The following is a 12,307-nucleotide window of genomic DNA, read 5'->3' as shown; positions in this document are numbered from 1 at the left end:
CTCCCGGTGCCTCCACTCGTGACAGGTAAATGACAGTTTGCCTTAGCGTTTACAAATTGCAAGCAGGCGATCAGTCACATTAATCATACTCTGTGCAATCTCCCAAGCGCCGCAATTCAGTCAAAACAGCGCCTCATTTGCAAGGGAAATTCCCTCACGACTGCGCCGCGGGCCCGTTCGGACCTACGTCGCACCCGATTCGTGCATGATCTTTGCCTGATTTTATAGGCATAAAAGGTCGTGCGTGAGTTTGGCGCCAGCGCGCCAAAGGGCCCGGCTGACCGTATCGACCTTAACCCCAGCCCCGAATACGATCAGCCGGGCCGCCCCGTTTTCCATCCACAGAAGCAGATGAAACGGCTAGATGTTCTTCCCGGCCATGACGACCGTCGCTCCGAGAATCGCGGATGGATTGCCATCGGCGGTGGAGGATTGAAGTAGAATCGCGCAGCCCTCGAGGTCCGGCTTCTGCATCACGCTTGCCGGCAGCGTCAAGCTTGTTTCCTTGCCTTCCCACATACCGACCGTCTCCACATCGGCAACGCTATTCAGGTAGGCAATCTTCTGGCCGCTGTTCTCGCCCTTCTCGACGTCGATGGTCTTCTCACGGTTGAAATAGACCATCACGACATTTGCCTTGCCTTGCCCTGCCCCGATCTTGATCTCGAGTTGGTCGCCGCGCATCTCGGCCTTCACCGGCACGGAAAGACCCATTCCTTCGGCTGCATAGCCATCGATCTTCTTGTTGATCGCGCCAAGGTCGGCGCCGGCCACGTGGTCACGGCCGTTGATGATGACCTGCGGTGTATAGACATTGGCGCGACCCATCGTCTGCGCGTACCCATACTGCCGCTCCGTGTTTTCCTTCGAGCTCAGCGTGTCGGCCCAGCCCATATAATTCCAGTAATCGACGTGATAGGCGAGCGCAATAACCCCGCCAGCCTCAACAATCTTACGGAAAACCGCATCAGCTGGAGGACACGAAGAGCATCCCTGCGAGGTGAAGAGTTCGACCACACCTTTCGGCGCATCCTGGGCAAAAAGCGGGCCGGCAAGCGCCACACCTGCAACCACAGAAATCAAAAACCTCGCGGACATTCACTGCACCTTTTTCTTCAGTACCTGCCGCCGAATTTCGCCGCAGGTTCCGATATCTGAGCGTAGAGATAGTGGTTCTCGATCGAAACGGAAAGTCACGAACGGGTGAGACAGGCTTCGAGGAAGCCAAGCTGAAACACATCGTCGTGACCGCGAATTTACGCCTCGCGTTCAAACGAAAACCGCCGGAAATCTCTTTCCGGCGGTCATTGTCATAGAAGTCTGTTAACAATCAGGCAGCGAGATCGCGCAGAACCGTCTGCAGGATGCCGCCGTTGTTGAGGTAGATCACTTCGTCGAGCGTATCGACGCGCGACAACAGCGGAACTTCCTTCACGGTGCCGTCCCCGTAGGTAATCTTGGCAATCTTCTTTTCGCGCGGCTTGATGTTCTCAAGGCCCTCGATGCTGACGATTTCGTCGCCCTTCAGGCCGAGGCTTGCCCAGGTCGTGCCCTCTTCGAAGACGAATGGGATGACGCCCATTCCGACCAGGTTCGAGCGGTGAATACGCTCGAAGGACTGTGCAATGACCGCCTTCACGCCAAGCAGGTTGGTGCCCTTCGCTGCCCAGTCGCGGGACGAGCCGTTGCCGTACTCGACGCCAGCAAAGATGACGAGCGGAACGCCCTCGGCCTTATACTGCATAGCCGCGTCATAGATCGATTCCTCTTCCTTCGACGGATAGTGGATGGTGTAGCCACCTTCCTTGCCGTTCGGGCCGAGCATGTGGTTGCGGATACGGATATTGGCGAACGTGCCACGCATCATGACTTCATGGTTGCCGCGACGCGTGCCGTACTGGTTGAAGTCAGCGACGCCGACATGGTTCTCAAGCAGGTAAGCACCGGCCGGCGACGCAGCCTTGATCGAGCCGGCCGGGGAAATGTGGTCGGTGGTGATCTTGTCGCCGAAAAGGCCGAGAACGCGAGCACCCTTGATATCGGAGATGCCGGTGCCGGTCTTGCCCATGCCCACGAAATAGGGCGGGTTCTGCACGTAGGTCGACTTGTCATCCCAGGCGTAGGTCTGTCCGGCCGGAACGTTGACGGCCTGCCAGTTTTCATCACCCTTGAAGACGTCGGCGTACTTCGTTTCGTAAAGTTCGCGGGTGACGTACTTCTGGATGAACTCCTGCACTTCGTGCGAGGTCGGCCAGATGTCCTTGAGATAGACAGGGTTGCCGTTCTGGTCTTCGCCGATCGGCTCCTTGGTCAGATCCTTCTGGACTGAGCCTGCGAGCGCGTAGGCGACGACGAGCGGCGGGGATGCCAGGTAGTTCGCCTGAACGTCGGGCGAAATACGGCCTTCGAAGTTACGGTTGCCCGACAGAACACCTGAAACGATCAGGCCCTTGTCGTTGATCGTCTTCGAGATCGGCGCGGGCAACGGACCGGAGTTACCGATGCAGGTCGTGCAGCCGAAGCCGACGAGGTTGAAGCCGAGCTTGTCGAGATCAGCCTGCAGGCCGGACTTCGCCAGATATTCGCCGACAACCTGCGATCCAGGCGCCAGCGAGGTCTTGACCCACGGCTTCGTCTTCAGGCCCTTGGCAACGGCGTTGCGGGCGAGAAGGCCGGCAGCGATGAGAACCGACGGGTTGGAGGTGTTGGTGCAGGAGGTGATGGCGGCAATCGCCACGTCGCCATGGCCGAGATCGAAGTCGGTGCCTTCGACCGCGTAGCGGTTGGAGAGCTGACCGGGCTTCTTGTAATCGGTGTCCATCGAGCCGGCGAAACCGGAAGCGATGTTTTCGAGCGGGATACGGCCTTCAGGACGCTTCGGGCCGGCCATGGCAGGCACAACGTCGCCGAGGTCGAGTTCCAGCGTATCTGTGAAGACGAGGTCCGAACCATCGCCTTCGCGCCACATGCCCTGTGCCTTTGAGTAGGCTTCGACGAGAGCGATACGGTCCTTACTGCGGCCGGACATGTTGAGGTAGTTGATGGTTTCGCCGTCAACCGGGAAGAAGCCGCAGGTCGCGCCGTATTCCGGACCCATGTTGCCGATCGTCGCGCGGTCGGCGAGCGGCATGTTGTCCATGCCAGGGCCGAAGAATTCAACAAACTTCGAGACAACGCCCTTCTTGCGCAGCATCTGCACGACCATCAGCACGAGATCGGTCGCGGTGACGCCTTCCTTGAGCTTGCCGGTGAGTTTGAAGCCGATGACTTCAGGCAGAAGCATCGAGACCGGCTGGCCGAGCATGGCAGCTTCCGCTTCGATGCCGCCGACGCCCCAGCCGAGAACGCCGAGACCGTTGATCATCGTCGTGTGCGAGTCAGTACCTACGCAGGTATCCGGATAAGCAATCGTCTCGCCGTCCTCTTCCTTGGTCCAGACGGTCTGGCCGAGATATTCGAGGTTGACCTGGTGACAGATGCCGGTGCCCGGAGGAACGACGCGGAAGTTCTTGAACGCCTGCTGGCCCCACTTCAGGAAGCGGTAGCGCTCGCCGTTGCGCTGGTATTCCAGCTCGACATTCTTGGCAAATGCCTGCGGCGTACCGAATTCGTCGACGATAACCGAGTGGTCGATGACGAGGTCGACGGGAACCAGCGGGTTGATCTTCTCTGGGTCGCCACCGAGCGACACCATCGCGTCGCGCATCGCGGCGAGGTCGACGACGGCGGGAACGCCCGTGAAGTCCTGCATCAGCACGCGCGCTGGACGATAGGCGATTTCGTTTTCGACAGCGCCCTTGTTGTTCAGCCATTCGGCCACAGCAAGGATGTGTTCCTTCGTCACCGACTGACCGTCTTCGAAGCGAAGCAGGTTCTCGAGCAGAACCTTCATCGAATAGGGAAGCTTCGAAACGCCCGGAAGGCCATTCGCCTCAGCCTTGGGCAGGCTGTAGTAGACGTAGTCCTTACCGTTCACGGTGAGCGTGGAACGACAATTAAAGCTGTCAAGAGATTTAGACACGAGAGACCCCGTTTCTGATAGCGAACACAATCGTGCGGACGCCTATGCACGTAATGCACATCAGGATGCGGGTACGGCCATTTCCGCTGTCCGCACGTGGAGCGAAGCCCATGTTCGGCGCAAGGATGAAATTCACGCCGACCGCTGGCGTGGTTGCGGGTCTTATAGATAATTTCTATGAAAGGTGCCAGAGAGTGCGTGACCCATTTCGGATTTTTTTGCATTGCGATGACTGAAAAATTAAACCACGGAAAAGTCATGCATCTTGAGGCTGCCAATCTGGCTGCGCGCCGGGGCGAAGAGCTGATTTTTGAGGGGCTTTCATTCGGCCTGGAAGCAGGCCAAGCGCTGGTTTTGACTGGCAAAAATGGATCGGGAAAGTCAACTTTGCTGCGCGTCGTCGCCGGTCTCCTCCGTCAGGAAAGGGGTACGGTGAGCTTTACCGATTCGCATGGCGACACACACAAGCGCGTTGGAGAAATCAGTCACTATCTCGGCCACCGCAATGCGATGAAAAGCGAACTGACCGTTGCTGAAAACCTCGAGTTCTGGCGCCGCTTTCTGGGACAGATGCACGGCCCCTCCGTTTCCATCGATGAGGCCGCAGCCGCAGTCGGGCTCGAAGGGATCACCCACCTTCCTTTCGGCTATCTCTCGGCTGGCCAGCAAAGGCGCTTTGCCTTCGCCAAGCTGCTGATCGCCTATCGGCCGGTGTGGATCCTCGATGAACCGACGGCGGCGCTCGACACAAGCGGCGACCGCCTCTTTGCCGAGCTCATCGAAGCGCATCGGCGCAATGGCGGCATCGTGCTTGCTGCGACCCACCAGCCCCTTGGTCTAGAAGGCGTGCAGGAACTGCGGATGACGGGGTTTGCTCATCCCGGATCAGGAGTGTGGGCATGACCGCACTTCTGCTGCGCGACCTCAAGATCTCCATCCGCGCCGGCGGCGGTGCGCTGGTCGGCGTCCTCTTCTTCCTGACCGTCGTTGCGGTCATTCCCTTTGGTGTCGGACCCGATCTGGCATTGCTGTCCCGCATCGGCCCGGCCATCGTCTGGATCGGAGCTCTGCTTGCGGCACTTCTCGGCCTCGACCGGCTATTCCAGGCCGAACGCGACGACGGCTCGCTCGACCTCATGCTGATGCAGGAGACCCCGCTCGTCCTGACGGTGTTGGTCAAGTGCCTGGCACACTGGATCGCCACCAGTCTGCCGCTCGTCATTGCCTCGCCGCTGCTTGGCCTCTTCATGAACATGAGCGAGACGGCGATCGGCGCGACGATGCTGACGCTGCTGGTCGGTTCACCGGCGATTACCTTCATCGGCGCGGTTGGCGCGGCCGTCGCCGTTGCCTTGCCGCGCGGCGGACTGTTGGTCTCGATCCTGGTCCTGCCACTGACCATTCCGGTATTGATCTTCGGCGTCAGCGCCACTTATTCGGCGGTCGAGGGACCGTCGCCCTTCCTGCCGCCCTTTCTCATCCTGATCGCACTAACGCTGTTCTTCGCCGTCATCGGCCCGGCCGCGGCGGCATTGGCGCTGCGCAACACGTCGGATTGATGGAGCGCTCGATTGCGACAGAAGGCATATCGCGGTAAGGAAACGGCATGAGTGAAACGAGCCTTGCCATCACGAAATTCAGCGATCTCGCCAACCCGACGCGGTTTCTGGCGCTGGCTGCACGCATCCTTCCCTGGATGGCCGCTTTCACGGCCCTCTGTTTCATCGTGGGGCTGTATCTCAGCTTCACGACCGAAGGTGACTACCAGCAGGGCGAGACGGTTCGCATCATGTATATCCACGTCCCGGCCGCCTGGCTTTCCATGATGGGCTATACGATCATGAGCCTCTCGGCGATCGGCACGCTCGTCTGGCGCCACCCGTTGGCGGACGTATCGGCCAAGGCCGCAGCCCCGCTGGGCGCCGCCTTCACGCTGATTGCCCTCGTCACCGGCTCTCTCTGGGGCAAGCCGATGTGGGGTACGTGGTGGGTGTGGGACGCAAGGCTAACGTCCGTCTTCATTCTGTTCCTGATGTATCTCGGGCTTATCGCGCTCAATCGCGCAATCGACGAACCGTCCAAGGCCGCCCGCGTCAGCGCAGTGCTGATCCTCGTCGGCTTCGTCAACATCCCGATCATCAAGTTCTCCGTCGACTGGTGGAACACATTGCATCAGTCCGCAAGCGTCCTGCGTCTCGACGGCCCGGCCATCGATCCGGAATTCCTCCGGCCGCTGCTGGTGATGGCCGTGGCTTTCACCGCGCTCTTTTTCACCCTGCACATCATGGCCATGCGCAACGAAATCTGGCGTCGCCGTGTCGCCGCCCAACGCCGTATGGCAGCCCGGCTCGCGAGCCGCGAGGGATAGCCATGACACACGCTTTCTATGTCTACGGCTCCTACGGCTTTGCTGCGCTTGTGACGGTAGCGGTAACCCTTTGGACCTGGGCCGACGGTCGCGCTCGCCGCAAGGATCTTGCAGCCCTTGAGGCTTCCGGTATTCGCCGCCGCTCGGCGCCCGCAAAGGATAGCGAATGAGCCCCACGCCTGAAACGAACCCCGCCAAGCGCGGTTTCGGACGCTATGCCGTCGCCTTGATCCCGTTGGCGGTCTTTGCCGTCATTGCCGGCACTGCGGCCAAGATGCTTTACGATCAGGATGTCCATGGCAAGGATATCTCGGAAATCCCCTCGGCCCTTATCGGCACGAAGGCGCCGACGCTGAGCCTGCCGCCGCTCGAAGGCGCCAACCTGCCCGCCCTCACCGACGGTGCGATCAAGGGCAAGCTGACGCTCGTCAACGTCTTCGCCTCCTGGTGCATCCCCTGTCGTGAAGAGCATCCGATCCTGAGGGAACTCGCGAAGGACAGCCGCCTCAACGTGGTTGCTATCAATTACAAGGACAAGAACGACAACGCGCTTCGCTTCCTCGGCGAACTCGGCAATCCCTTTGCCGCTATCGGCATCGACCCCAAGGGGCAGGCGGCGATCGATTGGGGTGTCTACGGCATTCCGGAAAGCTATCTCGTCGCCCCTGACGGCACAATCCTATACAAGCGCGTCGGCCCGTTCGACGACATCAGCCTGAAGGAAGGCCTGTTGCCCGCTATGGCAAAGGCCCTTGGCACGCCCGCTTCCTGATCAGATCGCGCTTTGCCAGGTCTTGACCGCCTCGACGGGCCAGACCAGCATCAAGACGTTGAGCGTCAGGTTGTCGCGGATCAGGTAGCCGGTCAAAAGCTCGAAGAAGATCGCTATCCCCACCGTCAGCGCCACCGGCGCGCGCGATGCGAAGATGAAGCCGACAACCATGAACACGGTGTCCATCGCTGAATTGATGATGCTGTCGCCGTAATAGTCGAGCGAGATCGTCGCCGAGCGGTAGCGATCGATGATGATGGGCGAGTTCTCCAGCAGCTCCCAGCCGGACTCGATGACCAACGCCAACAGCAGGCGTGCCGCAAACGGCTTTCCGCGCAGGACGAGATGCGCCACGCCGTAGAAGATGAACCCGTGGATGATATGCGACGGCGTGTACCAGTCAGACAGGTGCTGGGAATTGCCACTGGAATTGACCACACCTTCCCACAGCTTGACATAGCCGCAGGTGCAGATCGGCGTGCGGCCCATCAGATACTCGGCAACCACCTGCGCCAGCAGAACCAGCAGGCAGGCTGCGAACCAGAACGTCTGATGGCGAACCCTTGTCTGCGCCTCTGCAACCGTCACTTTTCGGCCTCTCCAACCGGAGTTACCGTGTGCTTCATGATCAGTGGCATCTGCGCCATCGTGAAGATGATGGTGATCGGCATCGTTCCCCAAACCTTGAAGGCGATCCAGAAATCATCGGAGAAATTCCGCCAGATGACTTCGTTCAGCACTGCGAGGAAGAGGAAGAAGATGCCCCAGCGAACCGTCAGCTTGCGCCATCCCTCGGCATCGAGCTGGAAGGCCGCATTGAAGACATAGCCGAGCAACGACTTGCCGAAAGCGAGCCCCCCAAGCAGCGACACGCCGAAGAGCGCGTTGACGATGGTCGGCTTCATCTTGATGAAGGTTTCGTTCTGCAGGTAGATCGACAGCGATCCGAAGATAATAACCACGATTCCCGACACGAACGGCATGATCGGCAGGTGCCCGAGCACGACCTTCGAAACGATCAGCGATACCACGGTCGCGCCCATGAAGAGGCCCGTTGCCACGAAAAGTGGTCCGCCAAGCTCCGAGAGAACAGGAAACCGCTCGACAAGCCACGCACCGCGCAGGTTGGCGAAGAAGAAGATCAGCAGCGGGCCAAGCTCCAGCGCCAGCTTCAGCATCGGGTGATGCCGGTCGGCCGCGCTTGGGGTGATATCGCTTTCTGTCGTCATTCTATCTCAAATCCGGTTGTTCATACGAGACGCTTGTCCGTGTTTGTCGGCATATCTGTGGCATTATTGGCCGAGCCCGGCAATGGCGTGCGCGAAATCCTCAGCCTCGAACGGTTCGAGATCATCGACGCCTTCGCCGACGCCGATGAAATAGACCGGCAGCTTGTGCTTGGCGGAGATCGCCACGAGAATGCCGCCCCGCGCCGTGCCGTCGAGCTTCGTCATGATCAGACCGTTGACGCCGGCGACGTTGCGGAAGATTTCGACCTGCGACAGGGCATTCTGGCCCGTTGTCGCGTCGAGCGTCTGCAGCACCGTATGCGGCGCGTCCGGATCGAGCTTGCCGAGAACGCGAACGATCTTCTCGAGCTCTGCCATCAGTTCCGCCTTGTTCTGCAACCGGCCGGCCGTATCGATGATCAGCACGTCGCACTTCTTCGCCTTGGCCTGCTCGAAGGCATCATAGGCAAGACCGGCAGCATCCGCGCCGAGCTTGGTCCCGATGAATTCTGATTTCGTACGATCAGCCCAGATCTTCAGCTGTTCGATCGCAGCGGCGCGGAACGTATCACCGGCAGCCACCATGACCTTGAGGCCGGCGCCCGAGAGCTTCGACGCCAGCTTGCCGATCGTCGTCGTCTTGCCTGTTCCGTTGACACCGACGACGAGGATGACGTGCGGCTTGTGGCTGAGATCGAGCTGCAGCGGCTTTGCGACAGGCTTCAGCACCTTGGCAATTTCGCTTGCCATGATGCGGCTGACGTCCTCGCCGGTCACGTCCTTGCCGTAACGCTCGGAGGCGAGCGTATCGGTGACGCGCATTGCCGTCTCAACGCCAAGATCGGCCTGGATCAGCAGATCCTCGAGATCCTGCAGCGTCTCATCATCGAGCTTGCGCTTGGTAAAGAGGGCGGCGATCTGGCCGGTGAGCTGCGACGAGGTGCGGGCAAGGCCGGCACGCAGGCGCTGGAACCAGGAAAGTTTGGGCGCAGGAATGAGAGGCGCTGGCTCCGAAAATGCGGGGCCGGTAGCAAATCCCTTCGGCAGAACGGGAGCCGCGGACGATTCAACAGACACGTCCTCATCTTCCACCGGAACGAATATCTCCTGCTCGGCGGAAATGGCCTTGCCCACGCTCGGCTGCTGTTCCGCACCGGCTTCCGCTTCAAGTTCGGTGACCGATGCCTCTTCCACCTCGGGAGCAGATACCGCCTGCGTAAGATCTTCCTCTTCCGCCTGCTCGCCGGTCTCCGGCTCCAGGGAAGCAGCGACAGGAACGGTCTCTTCCGGCGTGCTTTCAGCGGGTGTCTCAACTTCCGCTTCGGCCTCGATCAACGAAAGTGGCACAATGCCGATCTCGCTCGCCTGTATCTCCGGCGGCAAGACCTCGGAAACGTCCTCCTCGACGGGCGCAAGTGTTTCGGCTTGTTCGGCAACGTCCTCGATCGGAGCGTCCTCGCCTATGTCATCGGCCGGCCCACCGGCCGTATCCATCTCCTCGGCCAGGACCGGATCGGCCGCAACAGGAAGGTTCTCCTCACGCGAATGCGGCTCCAGCTCGGCGTCGAGCACCTTCGTCTCGACCACCTCCGGCGACTTCTCTTCCTCAGGCTTCGGGCCGAAGGTGAAGACCTTTTTGATGAAATTGAACGCCATGAGGATTCCGTAAACTCAGGCCGCGTCGGCGGCCGTCAATTGCATGTCGAGGTGTTTGCCGTTGTGCCCGGTGATCACAGCCTGCACGAAACTTCGGGGCGCCAGTCCCGCCGCTGCGACAAGCGTGAAGTTCTCGGTATGCGCCAAACCGTTGTTTTCCACCAGCAGCCATTGCCGCGTTCCGACCATTCCGTCGAGATGGGACTGATGCAGGCGATGTCCAGTGGCGCGAAGCCGCGCTGCCCGCTCCTTGACCAGCGCGCGATCGAGCTGCGGCATCCGCGCGGCGGGCGTCCCTGGCCGTGGGCTGTACGGGAATACGTGAAGGTGGGCGATACCGGCCCTTTCCGCGAGCCGCTCGGCATTCGCGAACATCTCTTCGCTTTCGGTCGGGAACCCGGCGATCATATCTGCGCCGAAGCTCATCTCAGGCCGCAGGCGGCGCACGTCGTTGACGAAGGCCAAGGCATCCGCGCTGGAATGGCGGCGCTTCATCCGCTTCAGGATCATGTCGTCACCATGCTGCAGGGAAAGGTGAAGATGTGGCATGAACCGCGCTTCCTCGGCGATCAGGTCCAGCAGATGCTTGTCCGCCTCGATGCTGTCGATCGACGAAAGCCGCAGGCGGCGAATATCGGGCACCTGCTTCAGAAGCGTCTTAGCAAGCAACCCGAGCGTCGGTTCGCCGGGTAGGTCAGCGCCGTAACTGGTCGCATCGACCCCGGTCAGAACGATCTCGCGGTAGCCGCTTTCGACGAGCTTGCGCGCCTGGTCGACGACCGCTCCCATCGGCACCGAACGCGAATTGCCCCGACCATAGGGAATGATGCAGAAGGTGCAGCGGTGGTCGCAGCCGTTCTGGACCTGGATGAAAGCCCGCACGTGACCATCGATGTGCTTGACCATCTGCGGCGCTGTCTGGCGCACGCTCATGATGTCGTTGACGCGTAGCTTCTCTTCCGCCGAAACACCAAAATCCGGCAGAGCGCGATAGGACGCGCTCTTCAGTTTTTCCTCGTTGCCAAGGACGGCATCGACCTCTGCCATGTCGGCGAAGGTTTCCTTCTCCGTCTGGGCCGCACAACCGGTCACGATGATGCGAGCATGCGGATTGTCGCGCCGGGCACGTCGGATTGCCTGGCGAGCCTGACGAACCGCCTCTCCGGTGACGGCACAGGTATTGACGAGGATGGCATTGTTGAGCCCGACCTTCTCGGCCTCCGCCCGCATCACTTCGGATTCGTAGGTATTCAGACGACAGCCGAAGGTGATGACTTCGACGCCGCTCACCGCGCTTCCGCTCCCGGCGCCGCATCGCGCGACCACGAACCCGTCGCCGGATCGAGCGTGCCGGACCATTCCCATTCGGCGGGGCCCGTCATGATCACGTGGCCATCGCGTTCGCGCCATTCAATGTTGAGTATGCCCTGATTTGGGCTGCTTGCGACCTTCACCGCCACTTCGCGTCCGGTCCGTCCGGTGCGAGCGGCGGAAACAGCCGTCGCACAGGCCGCAGAACCACAGGCAAGCGTCAGTCCCGCTCCCCGCTCCCAGGTGCGCGTCGTAATCGAACTGGGAGAGGTCACCTGCGCCAGCGTGATATTGGCGCGCTCCGGGAACATCGGATGGTTTTCAAGCAGCGGTCCAAAGCGGCCGAGATCGAACGACATCGGATCGCGGTCGATCCAGAAGATCGCATGTGGATTGCCCATCGACGCGACGGAAGGCGAATGCAGGACCGGGTTGTCGATCGGCCCGATCTGCAGCTCGATGCGGCTGGTATCATGAAATTCTTCGGCAAGCGGAATCTTATCCCACTCGAAGACCGGCTTGCCCATATCGACGGAGATCGTCCCATCATCATGCTCGACAGCATTGAGAATGCCGGCAACCGTCTGGAACGTGAAAACCTTCTTGCCTGTTTCCGAAGCAAGCGCCTGTACGACGCAGCGCGTGCCGTTGCCGCAGGCCTGTGCCTTCGAGCCGTCCGAGTTCAGGATATCAATCCAGGCATCCGTGCCCGCTGCTTTCGGATCGTGGATCGCCATGATCTGGTCGAACTGCGTGTCGGGTGCGGCATTCAGCGCGATCGCCGCGGCCGGCGTCACCTTGTCGGCACGACCGCGCATGTCAACGACGAGGATCTTGTTGCCAAGCCCGTTCATCTTCGCGAATTCGACCGTTGCGCTCATAGTGTCATGTCCGTCTCTGTTTGGGCTGTATATGGCGGAAATGCATGGGAATTACCAGTGGGTTGACTG

The 12,307-nt window shown here is 60.4% G+C and carries 12 protein-coding genes; 5 read left to right on the top strand and 7 right to left on the bottom strand.

The annotated features are described in order from the left end of the window. Positions 1-360 precede the first annotated feature (360 nt). Positions 361-1,098 carry a thioredoxin family protein gene (locus tag FHT77_RS11350; RefSeq protein WP_183755149.1) on the bottom strand — a complete coding sequence of 246 codons (738 nt, stop codon included), beginning with the start codon at positions 1,096-1,098 and terminating at the stop codon, positions 361-363. Positions 1,099-1,330: 232 nt separating this feature from the next. After that, the gene (gene acnA, locus FHT77_RS11345) at positions 1,331-4,021 is read right to left on the bottom strand and encodes an aconitate hydratase AcnA (protein ID WP_183755148.1); all 2,691 of its coding nucleotides are present in this window, start codon (positions 4,019-4,021) and stop codon (positions 1,331-1,333) included. Between the two features lie 258 nt (positions 4,022-4,279). On the opposite strand from acnA, the gene ccmA reads away from it, so the two are divergent. Genes ccmA through FHT77_RS11320 form a run of 5 tightly spaced genes read left to right on the top strand, consistent with a single transcriptional unit; the run spans position 4,280 to position 7,161 of the window. Beyond that, entirely contained in the window at positions 4,280-4,924 is a 645-nt protein-coding gene (gene ccmA, locus FHT77_RS11340) for a heme ABC exporter ATP-binding protein CcmA (protein ID WP_183755147.1), read from the top strand. Continuing rightward, the gene (gene ccmB / locus FHT77_RS11335; RefSeq protein ID WP_183755146.1) at positions 4,921-5,580 is read left to right on the top strand and encodes a heme exporter protein CcmB; all 660 of its coding nucleotides are present in this window, start codon (positions 4,921-4,923) and stop codon (positions 5,578-5,580) included. Before ccmA ends, ccmB begins: the two co-directional genes overlap by 4 nt. 47 nt (positions 5,581-5,627) lie before the next feature. Then, positions 5,628-6,389, top strand: a complete 762-nt coding sequence (locus FHT77_RS11330) for a heme ABC transporter permease (protein ID WP_183755145.1) — start codon at positions 5,628-5,630, stop codon at positions 6,387-6,389. Between the two features lie 2 nt (positions 6,390-6,391). Continuing rightward, positions 6,392-6,559, top strand: coding sequence for a heme exporter protein CcmD (gene ccmD, locus FHT77_RS11325; protein WP_183755144.1), 168 nt, complete (start codon positions 6,392-6,394; stop codon positions 6,557-6,559). Further along, entirely contained in the window at positions 6,556-7,161 is a 606-nt protein-coding gene (locus tag FHT77_RS11320; RefSeq protein ID WP_183755143.1) for a DsbE family thiol:disulfide interchange protein, read from the top strand. The genes ccmD and FHT77_RS11320 overlap by 4 nt, the downstream gene beginning before the upstream one ends. Here the strand turns inward: FHT77_RS11320 and FHT77_RS11315 are convergent, their stop codons facing one another. The 5 genes from FHT77_RS11315 to dapF form a co-directional block, all read right to left on the bottom strand. Beyond that, positions 7,162-7,749 (bottom strand): DUF2585 domain-containing protein, encoded by a 588-nt coding sequence (locus FHT77_RS11315; RefSeq protein WP_183755142.1) that lies wholly within the window; start codon positions 7,747-7,749, stop codon positions 7,162-7,164. Beyond that, entirely contained in the window at positions 7,746-8,390 is a 645-nt protein-coding gene (locus tag FHT77_RS11310; RefSeq protein WP_183755141.1) for a septation protein A, read from the bottom strand. Before FHT77_RS11310 ends, FHT77_RS11315 begins: the two co-directional genes overlap by 4 nt. Positions 8,391-8,453: 63 nt before the next feature. Continuing rightward, on the bottom strand, positions 8,454-10,046 hold the full coding sequence (gene ftsY, locus FHT77_RS11305; RefSeq protein ID WP_183755140.1) for a signal recognition particle-docking protein FtsY: 1,593 nt from the start codon (positions 10,044-10,046) through the stop codon (positions 8,454-8,456). A 15-nt stretch (positions 10,047-10,061) separates the two neighbouring features. Continuing rightward, a complete protein-coding gene (mtaB, locus tag FHT77_RS11300) occupies positions 10,062-11,336 on the bottom strand; it encodes a tRNA (N(6)-L-threonylcarbamoyladenosine(37)-C(2))-methylthiotransferase MtaB (RefSeq protein WP_183755139.1) in 1,275 nt (424 codons plus the stop codon). Beyond that, on the bottom strand, positions 11,333-12,238 hold the full coding sequence (gene dapF, locus FHT77_RS11295; RefSeq protein ID WP_183755138.1) for a diaminopimelate epimerase: 906 nt from the start codon (positions 12,236-12,238) through the stop codon (positions 11,333-11,335). The genes mtaB and dapF overlap by 4 nt, the downstream gene beginning before the upstream one ends. Positions 12,239-12,307 lie beyond the last annotated feature (69 nt).

Source organism: Rhizobium sp. BK181, assembly GCF_014193305.1.
Lineage (GTDB): Bacteria > Pseudomonadota > Alphaproteobacteria > Rhizobiales > Rhizobiaceae > Rhizobium.
This window is presented reverse-complemented; position numbering and strand designations above follow the sequence as displayed.